At 64.0% G+C, this 15149-nt stretch carries 15 protein-coding genes; 11 read left to right on the top strand and 4 right to left on the bottom strand.

The genetic code is table 11. The annotated features are described in order from the left end of the window. Nucleotides 1–36 precede the first annotated feature (36 nt). From FZI91_RS20425 to FZI91_RS20435, 3 genes are all read left to right on the top strand, one after another. The gene (locus FZI91_RS20425; RefSeq protein WP_162525902.1) at nucleotides 37–1089 is read left to right on the top strand and encodes a ferredoxin--NADP reductase; all 1053 of its coding nucleotides are present in this window, start codon (nucleotides 37–39) and stop codon (nucleotides 1087–1089) included. A gap of 64 nt (nucleotides 1090–1153) precedes the next feature. Continuing rightward, nucleotides 1154–1693 (top strand): hypothetical protein, encoded by a 540-nt coding sequence (locus FZI91_RS20430; RefSeq protein WP_155940953.1) that lies wholly within the window; start codon nucleotides 1154–1156, stop codon nucleotides 1691–1693. Between the two features lie 185 nt (nucleotides 1694–1878). Beyond that, nucleotides 1879–2127 carry a hypothetical protein gene (locus FZI91_RS20435; protein ID WP_155940954.1) on the top strand — a complete coding sequence of 83 codons (249 nt, stop codon included), beginning with the start codon at nucleotides 1879–1881 and terminating at the stop codon, nucleotides 2125–2127. On the opposite strand, the gene FZI91_RS20440 is transcribed toward FZI91_RS20435, so the two are convergent. After that, on the bottom strand, nucleotides 2087–4243 hold the full coding sequence (locus FZI91_RS20440; protein WP_162525901.1) for an acyl-CoA dehydrogenase: 2157 nt from the start codon (nucleotides 4241–4243) through the stop codon (nucleotides 2087–2089). The genes FZI91_RS20435 and FZI91_RS20440 overlap by 41 nt on opposite strands. Nucleotides 4244–4451: 208 nt before the next feature. On the opposite strand from FZI91_RS20440, the gene kstR reads away from it, so the two are divergent. From kstR to FZI91_RS20480, 8 genes are all read left to right on the top strand, one after another. Next, entirely contained in the window at nucleotides 4452–5120 is a 669-nt protein-coding gene (gene kstR, locus FZI91_RS20445; RefSeq protein WP_155940956.1) for a cholesterol catabolism transcriptional regulator KstR, read from the top strand. A gap of 69 nt (nucleotides 5121–5189) precedes the next feature. Then, nucleotides 5190–7721: a trehalose-phosphatase gene (gene otsB / locus FZI91_RS20450; RefSeq protein WP_162525930.1), complete on the top strand. Its 2532-nt coding sequence runs from the start codon at nucleotides 5190–5192 to the stop codon at nucleotides 7719–7721. Between the two features lie 48 nt (nucleotides 7722–7769). Continuing rightward, nucleotides 7770–8774: an SDR family NAD(P)-dependent oxidoreductase gene (locus FZI91_RS20455; protein ID WP_155940958.1), complete on the top strand. Its 1005-nt coding sequence runs from the start codon at nucleotides 7770–7772 to the stop codon at nucleotides 8772–8774. Next, a complete protein-coding gene (locus FZI91_RS20460) occupies nucleotides 8771–9565 on the top strand; it encodes an SDR family oxidoreductase (RefSeq protein ID WP_162525900.1) in 795 nt (264 codons plus the stop codon). The genes FZI91_RS20455 and FZI91_RS20460 overlap by 4 nt, the downstream gene beginning before the upstream one ends. 58 nt (nucleotides 9566–9623) lie before the next feature. Further along, nucleotides 9624–10511, top strand: a complete 888-nt coding sequence (locus FZI91_RS20465; RefSeq protein WP_155940960.1) for a metal ABC transporter solute-binding protein, Zn/Mn family — start codon at nucleotides 9624–9626, stop codon at nucleotides 10509–10511. A gap of 40 nt (nucleotides 10512–10551) precedes the next feature. Continuing rightward, nucleotides 10552–11325: a metal ABC transporter ATP-binding protein gene (locus tag FZI91_RS20470; protein WP_155940961.1), complete on the top strand. Its 774-nt coding sequence runs from the start codon at nucleotides 10552–10554 to the stop codon at nucleotides 11323–11325. After that, the gene (locus FZI91_RS20475) at nucleotides 11318–12148 is read left to right on the top strand and encodes a metal ABC transporter permease (RefSeq protein WP_155940962.1); all 831 of its coding nucleotides are present in this window, start codon (nucleotides 11318–11320) and stop codon (nucleotides 12146–12148) included. The genes FZI91_RS20470 and FZI91_RS20475 overlap by 8 nt, the downstream gene beginning before the upstream one ends. 18 nt (nucleotides 12149–12166) lie before the next feature. Then, on the top strand, nucleotides 12167–12883 hold the full coding sequence (locus FZI91_RS20480) for a LamB/YcsF family protein (RefSeq protein WP_155940963.1): 717 nt from the start codon (nucleotides 12167–12169) through the stop codon (nucleotides 12881–12883). Here the strand turns inward: FZI91_RS20480 and FZI91_RS20485 are convergent. From FZI91_RS20485 to FZI91_RS20495, 3 genes are all read right to left on the bottom strand, one after another. After that, nucleotides 12880–13851: a glycerophosphodiester phosphodiesterase family protein gene (locus tag FZI91_RS20485; RefSeq protein WP_375234353.1), complete on the bottom strand. Its 972-nt coding sequence runs from the start codon at nucleotides 13849–13851 to the stop codon at nucleotides 12880–12882. The two genes, FZI91_RS20480 and FZI91_RS20485, sit on opposite strands and share 4 nt — an antisense overlap. A gap of 94 nt (nucleotides 13852–13945) precedes the next feature. Next, nucleotides 13946–14461, bottom strand: a complete 516-nt coding sequence (locus FZI91_RS20490) for a hypothetical protein (protein WP_155940964.1) — start codon at nucleotides 14459–14461, stop codon at nucleotides 13946–13948. A gap of 58 nt (nucleotides 14462–14519) precedes the next feature. Then, nucleotides 14520–14900, bottom strand: a complete 381-nt coding sequence (locus FZI91_RS20495; protein ID WP_155940965.1) for a hypothetical protein — start codon at nucleotides 14898–14900, stop codon at nucleotides 14520–14522. Nucleotides 14901–15149: the final 249 nt, after the last annotated feature.

Consider the following 15149-nt stretch of genomic DNA (forward strand, 5'->3'; position numbering starts at 1 on the left):
GCCTGACCGCACGAAGCCAACGACGGAGGAAATCACGTGACGGACGTTCCGCTAGGGAAGCACGTCCTCGAGGTACGGATCGCCGAGGTCGTCGAAGAAACCGCCGACTCCAGGTCCCTGGTCTTTGACATTCCGAAGGACGCCGCCGACAAGTTCACCTACGCACCCGGCCAGTACCTCACACTGCGCATTCCGTCCGATCGCACCGGCTCGGTGGCGCGCTGCTATTCGCTGTCCAGCTCGCCGCATATCGATGACCGGTTGACGGTCACGATCAAACGCACCGTCAACGGGTACGGGTCCAATTGGATCTGCGACAACGCGCACGCCGGCATGCACATGCACGTGCTCGCGCCGTCGGGTGTCTTCGTCCCCAAGAACCTCGACCACGACCTGTTACTGCTGGCCGGCGGCAGCGGCATCACTCCGATGATGGCGATCGCCAAGTCTGCCCTGTCGCAGGGCAGCGGGAAGGTGGTGCTCGTCTACGCCAACCGCGACGAGCAGTCGGTCATCTTCGCTGCCGCGCTGCGTGAGCTGGCCACCGCACATCCGGACCGTCTGACCGTCATCCACTGGCTCGAATCGGTGCAGGGTCTGCCGTCGCAACAGTCGCTGGCCACCGTGGCCGCACCCTTCGCCGGGCATGAGGCCTTCATCTGCGGTCCCGGACCGTTCATGGACGCCTCCGAAGCCGCACTCAAGGGCAATGGCATGCCGGCCGACCGCGTACACGTCGAAGTCTTCCGTTCACTGGAAAGCGACCCGTTCGCCGAGGTTGTCCTCGCCGAGCCCGCCGAGGGCGATGAACCGCCGGCCAGCGCCACCGTCGAACTCGACGGCGAGACACATACGGTCAGTTGGCCGCGGGAAACCGTGCTGCTCGACGTGCTCCTTGCCAAGGGACTGGATGCGCCGTTCTCCTGCCGCGAGGGGCACTGCATGACGTGCGCCTGCATCCTCAAGGACGGCAAGGTACGCATGCTCGTCAACGACGCCCTGTCTCAGAACGACATCGATGACGGCTACATCCTGGCGTGCCAGGCGGTGCCCGAAACCGACGACGTCAACGTCACCTTCGATGAGTGAACGCCGAGTACAGAAAACAGATCTCGGCGCCCCCGCCCGACCGTGCCGATACGATTCCAGGATCATGAAGTCCCTGAAACCGGCGCTGGCCGCCGCATCACTGGTGGCCGCTTCCCTGATCGCCCCGGGTGTTGCCTCCGCCGAGGTCAAGACCACAGACGTCAGCACCCCGGTCGACGAGGGCCGCCAGCTCGAGGTGCATGCCACCGCCGACTGCCGCAAGGCCGAACGGCAGTGCTACTACACCGCAAGCTTTAATCTTCGTACCCCCAACGGGGTTGAGGGGTTCGGCGGCGACCTGTGGGCCAAGCAGACCACCGAACTACGCACCTCGGACCGCATGAACTACCTCTGGGTGCAGTGGGGCGACAACCCGAACACCGTGGAGCACAACGGCGGTAGCACCTGGCTACTCACCACCGTCTACTTCGGTGGAGGCGACACCGACCGCTTCCGGGTCACCGGCACCACCCAGCCCACCGACTGGGCAACCGGGCAACCCAAGCTCGACGCCGACTACATCGTCTGCAGCCACGTCGAGGCCAGCATCGGTGGCCGCAGCGTGATTTCGCCCGACGCCTGCGCGGTGGCGCGGTTCAGCTAGTCCTTGCGGGTACGTGTACGCCTAGTGCCCACGTCTATGCGACAACTATGGGCCGACGGTGGACAACGCAGGACTTTGTCGCATAGACGCGGGCACAAGATGTATGTGGCCCGACTCGCCGCCCGGTTCACTGTCCCGGTTTATGTCAGGTTCATTGTCAGGGCCCTTTGGCATCGTGCACAGACATGACCGCGCGGACTCGCTCGCTACACACCGATCTGCGCTATCTGCTTGTCTTACATATCCATCGCCATGGACTCACTACCGTGTCCGAGATGGTCACCATGTTGGCAGACATCGGTTTTGACGTAGATGGTCGCCCGTCAAAGACGGTCTCGGACGCACTGCGCACCGACGTCAAGCTCGACCGCATCCGGAGCCACCGATGGGTCGCTAGCGCGGCAGCCCGAGCAGCCGCTCACCTGCCACACTGAGCAAGATCTGCGTGGTGCCGCCAGCAATCGACAGGCACCGGTCGCGCATGAACAGCCACATCTCGTGTGACTCCACCGCGCCATGGGTGTCGATGTAGTCCAGGATGTGCTCCGAGAGCCCCTGACGATGACGCACCCCGACGAGCTTGCGCACGCTCGAGGCCGCGCCCGGGTCCTGACCGCCAATGGCACGCAGCGCGGTGCGCAGGTCCAGCAGCGCGCCCGACTGCGCCGAGCACACAAACGACCCGAGCGTATCTAGTTGCGCCACATCCAATTCGGAATCGCCAATCAGGGCGATTAGCGACTCCATGGCCTCGTCGAGAGCTCCGCCACCGGCCATCGCGACCCGCTCGTTGGCCAGCGTGGTGCGGGCAAGACGCCACCCGTCGTCCACCGAGCCGACCACATTCTCGTCGGGAATGACCACGCCATCGAGGAAGACCTCGTTGAACATTTCCTCGCCGGTGATCTCGCGCAGCGGTCGCACGGTGATCCCGGGGGTCTTCATATCGAGCAGGAAATAGGTGATGCCCTTGTGCTTGGGCACATCCGGGTTGGTGCGGGCCAGGCAGATCGCCCAGTCGGCGACCTGCGCCTTGGAGTTCCACACCTTCTGTCCGTCCAGTTTCCATCCGCCGTCGACCCGGGTCGCCTTGGTGCGCAACGCCGCAAGGTCACTACCCGCACCGGGCTCGGAGAACAGCTGGCACCATTCGATCTCCCCACGCAGGGTGGGCGCGACGAATTGCGCTATTTGATCCGGAGTTCCGTGCTCCAGGATGGTCGGGGCGGCCCACCATCCGATGACGAGATCGGGCCGGGTGACGCCGGCCGCATGCAGCTCTTGGTCTATCAACAGCTGCTGCGCGGCACCGGCGCCCACCCCGTACGGAGCGGGCCAGTGCGGGGCGAGGTATCCGGTCTCCGCGAGCCGAATCTGGTGCTCATCCTTTGGCGTCGAGGCGATTTCGGCCGCAGTGGCTGCGACCTGCGCGCGCTGGGTTTCGACCTCACCGAGGTCGATGGTCAAAGACCGACGGGTTCCGACCAGCGTCAGCGCGGCGGCCTTGCGCCGCCATACCGCGGGCTTACCCAGGAACGCCTGGAGCGTATATGCGCGCCGTAGGTACAGATGCGCGTCATGCTCCCAGGTGAAACCGATGCCACCGAGAATCTGGATGCAGTCCTTGGTGTTGACGACGGCCGCATCGACGGCCACCGCCGCCGCGACCGCAGTCGCCAACGAAAGCTGCTGAGAGTCACCATTGTTCGCCAGCACATCCTGCGCGCACCCGGCGGCGTCCCACACCGCCACATCGGCCTGCTCGACGCGGCACAGCATTTCCGCGCACATGTGCTTGATGGCCTGGAAGCTGCCGATCTGCTTGCCGAACTGCTCGCGCACCTTGGCGTACTCGACGGCGGTCTGCAGCGCCCAGCGCGCCACCCCCACCGCCTCCGCCGAGAGCGTCACCGCGGCCAGATCGGCAACCACAGCGGCGGGCAGGCTCACCGGGTGCGCCACGGCATCGTTGAGGGTGACCGAGGCCCACGGACGGGAGAAGTCGTTTGCCTTCTTGAGGTTCACGTCGACACCGACGGCCACACAGTCCACCAGCAGCCATCCGTCGGGTCCGGGGGCCAACAGCACACCGTCGGCCGTGCCGCCCAGCACCGCGGGCAACACGCCCGACACCAGCCCCTCGGCGACCCTCAGGTCCCCGGCGAGGGCGAGGCCCGCCGTGCGCTCGCCGGCCGCCAATGCCTCGACCAACTCACCGTGACCGGCCGATGCCAGCACCACCGCGGCCAACGCACTGGTGGCCACCGGGCCGGGCACCAAGGACGCCGCGGCCTCATCGACCATGGCGATCATGTCGTCGAACCCGGCTCCGGAACCGCCAGCGGCCTCCGGCACGGCGACACCGAAAATGCCCAGCTCAGCGAGCCCGACGTAGGCGGAACCCCAGGCCCGGGCCTCGGGAGACGCGGATTCCAGCTTCCGAACCGACTCGATGACCGCCGCACTCTTTGCCCACTGACGGACCGCGTCCCGCGCGGCTTCCTGGACTTCGGATGAGCCGCTTGCGCGAAGACCAGGTGATGCCGCCACAGTTTCCTCCTGCATTTTTTCAAGGCAAATCAGACTAGAACGTGTTCTAATATCTCGATTGGGTTCAGTGTAGTAGGAACGCATTCAGGCTGTACAGAGCACTACCGGTGGGCCAGGGAGACCTGAAACCGCCGACAGGCATCCGTATAGTCGTGCGCTGGAACGATCGCGCGGATGCGCGGGATTGAGCACAAGGAGTACAGACGCAATGGCAACGCCTCGGACAACTGAAACCGTGCAGTCGGACAGCGGAGACACCGACGAGGCCAATCAGCCTGCCGCCATCTCCGCGCTGTCCGACGATGATCTGGGTTCGACCGCACAGCGCGAGCGGCGCAAGCGCATCCTTGACGCCACCTTGGCCATCGCGTCCAAGGGCGGATATGAGGCGGTGCAGATGCGCACCGTGGCCGAACGCGCCGATGTCGCCGTCGGCACCCTCTACCGTTACTTCCCTTCCAAGGTGCACCTACTGGTATCCGCGCTGGAGCGCGAATTCGAGCAGATCGACGCAAAAACGGATCGCAACATCGTCAGCGGCGGCACCGCGTACGAACGGCTACACACGGCGATCACCCGGCTGAACCGCAATATGCAGCGCAACCCGCTACTCACCGAGGCGATGACGCGCGCGCTGGTTTTCGCCGACGCTTCCGCCGCCGGTGAGGTTGATCACGTGGGCCGGCTGATGGACGGCATCTTCGCCCGCGCCATGGCCGGTGATGACGACCCGTCCGATGCGCAATTCCACATCGCCCGTGTCATCTCAGATGTCTGGACCTCCAACATGATTGCCTGGTTGACGCGGCGCGCATCTGCCACCGACGTGAGCCACCGCCTCGACAGAACCGTCCGACTACTGCTCGGCGATACGTAATTTTTCGGAGCTCCGAGCCCCCTGCTACCCGGGCAAAAACAGGTAGCGGACGTAGACTTTCCAGCTGTGGTGAGTGCGCAGGATCTGCCCGTCGAATTGCGCCGGGCTCTCTCCGAGGTCGCCCGTACACCCCGACTGCTGGTGGCCTCCGACTATGACGGAACGATCGCCCCGCTGGTCAACAACCCCGATGACGCCAGACCCCACCCCGAATCGACCACGGCGCTGCGCGCTTTGGCCGGGCTGCCGTCGACGACGTCCGCACTGATCTCCGGCCGTGCGCTGCGCGATCTGGCAACCCTGTCGCGGCTGCCCGCCGAGGTGCATCTCGTCGGCAGCCACGGTTCGGAATTCGACGCCGGATTCGTGCACGCCATCGACGGCGACGCCAAGGCGTTGTTGAAGACCATCACCAGCCGGTTATCGGCCATCGCCGCCGAGTACGCCGGGGTGGCCATCGAGCTGAAACCCGCGAGTGTCGCGCTGCACGTGCGTAATGCCTCCGAAGAGGACGGCGACGCCGCGTTGACACAAGCCCTCTCGGTCGCCAACGGGTGGGGCGCACAGGTCACCGAGGGCAAGAAGGTCCTCGAATTCGCCGTCATCCCCACAGATAAGGGCCACGCTCTCGACATCCTGCGTCACCAGGAGGGCGCCACCGCCGCGGTGTTCTTCGGCGACGATGTCACCGACGAAAAGGTCTTTACGCGCCTGCACGGTCCGGATCTGGGCATCAAGGTGGGCGACGGCCAGACACTCGCCGGATATCGGATCCCGGACACCGAATCGGTGGGTACGGCATTGGCATTCCTGCTTGAGGAACGCCGCACCTGGCTGCTCGGCGGCCACGCCACACCCATCGAACGTCTGACCATGCTCGCCAATTCACGCACCATCGCACTGGTAACGCCTACCGGCGGCATCACCTGGATGTGTCACCCGGAACCCGACTCGGCGGCCGTCTTCGCCCACCTACTCGGCGGTGACGAGGCCGGACATTTCACGATCGGTCCCGCTCGGTCTGCACTGCCGCTCGGTCAGCAGTATGTCGACAGCACCATGACCATCGAAACACGCTGGGCCAGTTTGCAAGTCACCGACTACCTGGCACACGACGAAATCCCCGGACGCACCGACCTGATTCGGGTGGTCACCGGCGAGGCAGACGCGGTGATCAGCTTCGCGCCGCGTCCCGAGTTCGGTCAGGCCCCCGTCCAGTTGGTGGCCGAAGAGGACGGCCTGCGCGTGCTGGGCACCAACGATCCGATGGTGCTGCGCGCCCCCGGCGTCACCTGGACCATCACCGCCGACGAGCAGACCGCGACCGCGACCATCAGCCGCTCCAATCGCCCAATGATTCTCGAACTACGCTGTGGCACAGAGGACCTCGGCGAGAATCCGATTCCGGAATCCGAAATGCGACGGCGCGCCGAATCGTACTGGCGCGACTGGTCCAAGACTCTTGCCCTCCCGGAACGCAAGCCCGGACTGATGAAGCGCTCGGCGTTGACATTGCGCGGACTGGTCCATGCCGAGTCGGGCGCGATCCTGGCCGCGGCGACGACATCACTGCCGGAAGACATTGGCGGCATTCGTAACTGGGACTATCGGTACTGCTGGCTGCGAGACGCGTCCATGACCGCCTCGGCGTTGGTGGCGCTGGGTTCACTGAGCGAGGCCGAGGGGCTGCTGGGCTGGCTGCACCGGGTGCTCGAGCACCTTCCCGGCCCCGACCGTCTGCACCCGCTGTACACCCTGGCCGGGACGGTACTGCCGCCCGAGGCCGTGATCGACTCCCTGCCCGGCTACGCGGGCTCGCGTCCGGTCCGCGTCGGCAACGCCGCCAATTCCCAAGTGCAGCTGGACGTCTTCGGCCCCGTGGTCGAGCTGATCCACGATCTGACCCATGCGCGCAAGCGCCTAGGACACGGCAATCCGTTGACGGATGCCGACTGGAACCTGGTGTCCGACATGGTTCTTGCCGTGCAGCGCCGGTGGCACGAACCCGATCATGGCATCTGGGAGATCCGCGGTAATCCACGTCACCACGTCTATTCCAAGGTGATGTGCTGGGTGACGGTGGACCGCGCGGTAAAACTAGCCACCGAATTCCAGCGTGAAACGCCGCCGTCCTGGGCAAAGCTGCGCGACAAGATCGCCGCCGAGGTCATCGAGAAGGGCTGGAACGAGTCGGTCAAGTCCTATACCGCCGCCTACGACGGCACCGACCTGGACGCCGCCACCCTCCATATCGGACTGTCCGGACTGATCGAGCCCACCGACCCCCGTTTCAGTGCGACGGTGATCGCCACCGAAGCCGAATTACGTAGCGGTGCAACGGTTTACCGCTATCACCGCGATGACGGCCTGCCCGGCGGCGAGGGCGGCTTCCACCTGTGCGCGGCGTGGCTGGTCGAGGCCTATCTGCTGATCGGGGCGCGGTCGCAGGCGGAGCTGCTCTTCGACCAGCTGGTTAAAGCCACCGGCCCCACCGGACTGCTGTCCGAGGAGTACGACCCGGTGACCGAACGCTCGCTGGGCAACCACCCACAGGCGTACAGCCACATCGGGCTGCTGCGCTGCGCAGCGCTGCTGTCCTAACGAGCCATTTCGCCGCGCTCAGGACGGGTGCGGGCATAGCGTTCACCCATGAACCCCATGCAACGTCTCAGCTCGCTGGCGTCGCAACAGTTCGGCAAGGTCAACAAGGCCCTGACGACGCCGACCGGACAACTCACCCCACACGCCATTGCCAAGCTCGTCACGCCGAGCCGGAGTCTGCGCTCGTCGGTCCGCAACAAGATCGTCATGATCACCGGCGGGTCGTCGGGTATCGGCCAGGCCGCAGCACTCCAGATCGGCGCGGCCGGCGGCACGGTGCTACTGGTGGCCCGCTCCGAGGACAAACTGCAGGAGACCGCGGTGCAGGTCCGCGGGGTCGGCGGCACCGCTCACGTGTTTCCATGCGACCTGTCGGATCTGGATGCGATCGATCGTATGGTCAAGGACGTGCTGGCCGAGCACGGCAGGGTGGACATACTCATCAACAACGCCGGTCGCTCGATCAGACGATCACTTGCCCTATCCTATGACCGCCCGCATGATTTCGAGCGCACCATGCAGCTCAATTACTTTGCACCGCTTCATCTTATCCTCGGATTCATGCCCGGCATGCGGGAGCGCAAGTTCGGACACATCATCAATATCTCGTCCATCGGAGTGCAGACCAAGGTGCCGCGGTTCGGTGCGTACATCGCATCGAAGGCGGCGTTGGACACCGTCTCGGACGCATTCCAGGCCGAGACCTCCGACGAGGGACTGCGGTTCACCACCATTCACATGCCGCTGGTACGCACCCCAATGATCGCGCCGACGACGCTGTACAAAAAGTTCCCGGCGCTGACTCCCGACGAGGCGGGCGAGGTCATCACCAAGGCGATCACCGAGCGACCGCGACGGGTCGCCTCGGCGTTCGGGCGAATTGCCTCGCTTGCAGACTCACTGACACCGGAAATCATGGATGCGGTACGTAATCAGGGTTACAAGATGTTCCCCGACTCCGACGCTGCCAAGGGCGTCAAGAATCTCAAAGCCGAGGACGTGGACAGCGGGCAACAGATCTTCATCGACGTGACACCCGGGGTGCACTGGTGAGCCTGCCGAAGCCGGGCACCAACGGCCCGGTCGTCATCACCGGCGCATCCTCGGGGATCGGCACCGAGCTCGCCTACGGGCTGGCCAAACGCGGCTACTCGCTGGTCCTGGTGGCGCGGCGCAAGGACCGAATGGACAAGCTCGCCGATATCCTCAGCGCCCGGCACCGCATCGAGGTCGACGTGCAGGCGCTCGACCTTGGCGTCGACCAAGGCCGGGACGCGTTAGGCGAGTGGATCGCCGCCAATCGCATTGCGGGGTTGTGCAATTCCGCCGGATTCGGCACAAGCGGGATATTTCACGAGATGCCGCTAGATCGTGAACGCGAGGAGATCGAGGTCAACGTCATCACCCTCGTCGCATTGACCCATGCCGCGGTGGCGGGGATGGTGGCGCGAGGCACGGGGGCGGTACTGAACATCGCCTCGGTCGCCGCGTTCCAGCCGATTCCCTACATGGCGACATATGCGGCAACCAAGGCCTACGTCCAGTCCTTCTCCGAGGCGGTGCACGAAGAGCTGCGGGGTACCGGCGTGTCCTGCACGGTGCTGTGCCCGGGGCCGGTGCCCACCGAGTGGGCCGAGATCGCCAGCGCGGAACGGTTCAGCGTGCCCGGTGTGCAGGTCTCACCCAAGCAGGTCTCCGCCGCAGCCATCAAGGGCATGCTGCGCGGGTCTCGCAGCGTGGTCCCCGGGGCGGTACCACAAGCGATGACCCTGGCTGGACGATTCACTCCGCGATCGCTGCTGCTCCCGGCGCTGCGTCTCGCCACCAACATCAGCGAACGTTGAACACGTTTTGCACTTGCACTACCTCATCCGTCATAATGAAAATCGTTTTCATTACTGGATGAGCTGGAGGTCAACTGTGCTTGCTCGCGTGGTGTTGGCGGTCGCGACTATCGGAATGCTCGCGCTCTCCGGATGCGGCCATTCCCCCGAGCAGACCGGTGAACCCACGGTGGTGGCCTCCACCGACGTTTGGGCCTCGGTGGTCGCGGCAGTCGCCGGTGACCATGCGAAGGTCAGCGCGTTGGTCAGCGGCGGCAACACCGACCCCCACTCGTTCGAGGTGACACCGGCCGCGGCCGCAAAGGTTCAGGACGCCACCCTCGTGGTGTACAACGGCGGCAATTACGACCCCTTCGTGGACAAACTCCTCAAGGACGGCCAGCCCAGGGTCAACGCCTACCAGCTGCTTGCGGCCGACTCCGCGGACAAGAATGAGCACGTCTTCTACAGTCTGCACGTCGCCGAACAGGTGGCCAACCAGGTCGCCGACGAGCTCGCCAAGGCCGATCCGGACAACGCCAACACCTACCGCGCAAATGCCAAAACGTTTGGGCAGCAGCTCGATTCCATTTCGGATCTCCAACACGGCATCGCCGAAAAGCACCACGGCAAGGCCATCCTCGCTACCGAACCCGTGGCGAGCCACCTGATCTCCCACTGCGATCTCGTCGACCGCACACCCCACGATTTCGCGGAAGCGACCGAGAACGGCCAAGATCCCTCCCCCGCGGCCGTCGCCGCCGCGCTGGACCTGATCAACACCAAACAGGTTGCAGCCCTGCTGTTCAATACCCAGACCGCCGGACCGGTCACCGATCGGATCAAGCAAGCAGCACAATCACATGGCGTACCGGTGGTGACCGTGACCGAAACCCTGCCCGAGGGCACCGACTACGTCAGCTGGCAGCGGCGCACCACCGAGCAGCTCGCCGCGGCTCTGGGATGACGCGCCTGCGCGAAGACCATCAGAGCGAGATGATGTCCACATGAGTGTCGCCACGCTGCACAACGCGTCACTGAGCCGTGGCGGACGCACCCTCTGGGAGGACCTAGACCTCACCGTTGACCCGGGCGAGTTCATCGCGGTACTGGGCCCCAACGGTTCCGGCAAGACCTCGCTGCTGCGGCTGTTGCTGGGACAAGTTCCGCTGACCCGAGGCACCATGGCAGTCACCGACAACTTGGGATACATCCCCCAGCACCGGCTCGCCGACAACGCGCTGATTCTGCGCGCGGAGGACCTGGTCGGCCTCGGGATCGACGGGCACCGTTGGGGTTTGGCCGAACTCAATCCCACCCGACGGGCACGCCGCCGCGCGGCAATCGATCTCGCCCTGAACCAGGTCGACGCGAGCCACTTGGCAACCAAGGCAGTCGCGTCGCTGTCCGGCGGCGAGCTTCAACGGGTGCGGATCGCTCAGTCATTGGCCGGCGACCCCACCCTCCTGCTCTGCGATGAACCGCTGCTGAACTTGGATCCGGCCAGCGCGCAGCAGATCTGCGCGCTTCTCGACAAACGACGCCGCAGCGCCCAGACGGCCGTGCTGTTCGTGACGCACGAGATCAATCCGATCCTGCCGTACGTGGACCGAATCCTTTACCTGGTGGACGGAAGATTCCGGATTGGCGCCATCGACGAAGTGATGACGACAGAAACCCTGTCGGAGCTGTACCGCACCCAGATCGACGTGGTGCAGGTGCGCGGACAGTATGTGGTGGTCGGCGATACGAACGAGTGTGCGGAGCACGCACATGAATGATCTCTTCAACTTCTCCCTCACCGCCGACCTGCTCGGACGGGACTTCGTGCAGCAGGCGATCCTGGCCGCCGCACTGCTCGGACTGCTGGCGGGCCTCATCGGCCCGTTCGTGGTGATGCGCCAGATGTCGTTTGCGGTACACGGTTCCAGTGAGCTGTCACTGACAGGTGCTGCCGCCGCGCTGTTGGCGGGGGCCAATGTCGGAACCGGGGCCCTGCTGGGAAGCGTGGTCGCGGCAATACTTTTCGGTGTTCTCGGCCAACGCACCAAGGATCGCGATTCGGCGATCGGCGTGGTCATGGCATTCGGGCTCGGGCTGGCGGTGCTGTTCATCCATCTGTATCCGGGACGCACCGGCACTAACTTCGCGCTGCTGACCGGGCAGATCGTCGGCGTCGGATACAGCGGACTGCTGATGTTGGTTGTGGTGAGCGTCGTGGTGGGCGCGGTGCTCGCTGTCACCTACCGGCCGATGCTGTTCGCCACCGTCGATCCCGATGTTGCCGAGGCCCGCGGAGTCCCGGTGCGTACCTTGGGGATTGTGTTCGCCGCCCTCGTCGGGCTCACCGCGGCGCAGGGCGTGCAGATCGTCGGGGCCCTATTGGTCATGTCGCTGCTCATCACACCCGCGGCCGCGGCCGCACGCGTCACCTCGTCGCCGGCACGCGCCATCTGCTTGTCGATCGTCTTCGCCGAGATCGCCGCAGTCGGCGGTATCGTGCTGTCTTTGGCTCCGGGAGTGCCGATCTCGGTGTTCGTCACCATGATCGCCGTCGCGATCTATCTTCTCTGCCGCCTCATCGGCCGGTATCGGCACGCCTGAGCGCGTTAGGCTGACACGATGAGCAGCATCGACCTGAATGCCGACCTAGGCGAGGGTTTCGGTGCCTGGCGCCTGGGCGATGACGAGGCCATGCTGGACGTGGTGACGAGCGCCAACCTCGCCTGCGGCTTTCATGCGGGCGATCCGGCGACCCTGCACCGCACCTGCCGCGCCGCCGCCGGACGCGGAATCCGCATCGGCGCCCAAGTGGGCTATCGCGATCTGGCGGGATTCGGCCGGCGGTTCATCGACGTCTCCGCCGACGATCTGTACGCCGATGTGGTGTATCAGATCGGCGCACTGGATGCGCTGGCCCGTACCGTCGGTTCCTCGGTGTCCTATGTGAAACCGCATGGAGCGCTGTACAACACGATCATCCACCACGAGGCACAAGCCGATGCGGTAGCGCGCGCGGTGCGGGACCTCAACACCGAGCTCCCGGTGCTGACGCTGCCGCACGGCATATTCGGTGAGCGCGCAAGCGAATTGGGGCTGCGCGTGGTGCCCGAGGCCTTCGCCGACCGCGGCTACCGCAACGACGGTACCCTGGTCCCGCGGAGCGAGCCGGGTGCGATTCTGAGCGATCCCGCCGCGGTGGCGGCGCGCCTTCCCGCCCTAAGCCGCACCGCCGAATCGATATGCGTGCACGGTGATTCACCCGATGCGGTGGCAATCGCGCGGGCCGTTCGCGCGGCACTGACCGACAACGGAATAGATCTCGCGCCGTTTGTCTAGTGGTGATACGCCGGCGGCAGCGGCAGGCCCTGCTCCGCCATGACCTTTCGTAACACCGTCGGATAATCGGTGATGATGCCGTCGGCTCCGGCATCAATCTGTGCCTTCATGGTGTCAGCATCGTTGATGGTCCACGGAATGACCTTGAACCCCGAAGCATGTGCGCGGTCGATGAACTTCTTGTCCGCGATCAGGGTGAAGCCCGGATCGCCGACCTTGCCTCCGTAGGGAACGGTGTAACCCGGCGACAGGATGTTCGCTCCCACCTGCTTGGCGCCGTCGATCGGGTCCTTGACCACCGCCGGATCAACACCGCCAAGCCATGGCGACCCGGGAAGCCAGGTGGTTTCGTCCCACAACGCCACGAGAGGAACATTCGGTTCGGCCTCGCGGACCATGGGGAGCGTGCGCCAATCGAAGCTTTGGATCTCTACCTTGTCGAGCTTGCCCGCGGCCCGGATCGTGTCGAGGATAACGTCGACGAAGACCTGAGGATCCGCCGATTTCTCCGGTTCGGCGGCCTCCACTTTGGTCTCGATGTTGTAGCGCACATCGGCCTTGTACGAGTCGGTCAGCGCGAAAACCTCTGGCAGTGTGGCGATCTTGTCACTCTTCACCACCTCGGCGTTGGGAAAGTCCTTGAGTAGCTTGCCGCAGTCGAGGGTGCGCAGCTGCGGATAGGTCAGGTCCTTGACGAGCTTCCCGACGTACGGGAACTGGGGGTCGCCGGCCGTCGCGGGACCAGTATCCGAACATTTCACCGGATCAATCACCGGGTCATGCCACACCATGGGCCTGCGGTCCTTGGAGATGACGATGTCCATCTCCAGCGTGCTCACCCCGAGCTCGAGCGCTTTGGCGAAGGCACGCAACGATTCCTCGGTGGTCTCACCGCGACCACCGCGGTGCGCCTGCAGGTCGAAGGAGCCCGGACCGCCACTATCGGTCGGGGCGCACGCAAGGATCACCGACGCGGCAACAGCAAGGGCACAGACAGAAACCAGGCGTCTCACTGCAACGATGCTAGAGCAGAGGCCACGGACGCGCCCGCTCGATCAATCCTTACGCACAACCCCCCGCACGAATCCGGTTCACAGCGGCCACAATCTCAAGCTGCTTATCGCCAGCGGTATCAACAAACCCATAGGTATCGGGGGAAGGAATCGATGACGCAAGATACGTGCCGTCATCATCACTAGCCACGTGGTAAATACCCTTGACCGATTGGTTCATATCATTGACCGCAGAAGCAAAAGCTTCAACAGCATCGGCGAAACCTTTGTCGCCGATGGCAGCCTGGTCATTCCGCATATCCGTAACGTCTTGATTCACCGCAATAGAGATGTTGTTTGTCCATTGCATCTTGTTCCTGCCGACAACGAAACTCTGAAGCGCTGTCCGCATATTGTTGACTTCACCGCCAGCAGCATCAATATGCTGCCGAGCAACATCTAACGCACCGCACGTCACCCTTTCGGGAGGTGGCGCCGCATGAGCTGGTGGAGCGATAGCACCGCCCAACATTGCCACGCCCATAGCGCACAGGAAGAAGAACGCACCGTATCGTGCATTCGCCATGGCATTCACCTGTCCAGTCACTCCAATTGGTCCAACATTACTCTTGCATCCGCCCCATTTAGGAGCAGCCGCCAGTGCGAAGCTGGTTCAGCACCGCTGCGACAGCCTGTTGTTTGTCGCCAGCAGCATCGACAAATCCGTAAGTATCGGGCGACGGAATTGGATTACCTTCAGTGGCATACGAGGTGCCGAACAAGCCATCCACAGATTGCCTCATGTTATCCACCGCTCCACCTAGCGCATTCACCGCGCTAGCAAGGCCAGCGTCCCCAATACCGGATGCGTCCGATTTCAGAACCTCTACATCACGATTAACCGTAATAGAGATATTGTTCGTCGTTTGGATTTTGCCGCCCTGGACGAAAACGTTCTGCAGTGTCGTGCGCATATTATCGATATCGTCACCGACCGAATTATTGTGTTGCTGCGCAGTGTCCAACGCGCTACATAAGATCTTCCGTGGCGCCTCAGCATTAGCTATCGCAATAGAAGAACTCCAAAGTAAGGCCGCGGCAGTTAAGCCTGATATCACGCAGCTGACACTTCGCACGCTACCCCGCCTTCCTGATATGCCGAGGACAGAAACCAATCTACATCAATCGGCGCAGCCAAACTCTCGAGAAAGACCGCTCACAGGCAATATCCAAGACACACACAGTCACTCTCGACGAGAAGACACTCACGTACA

This window comes from Mycobacteroides sp. CBMA 271, from assembly GCF_009729205.1.
Classification (GTDB): Bacteria; Actinomycetota; Actinomycetes; order Mycobacteriales; family Mycobacteriaceae; genus Mycobacterium.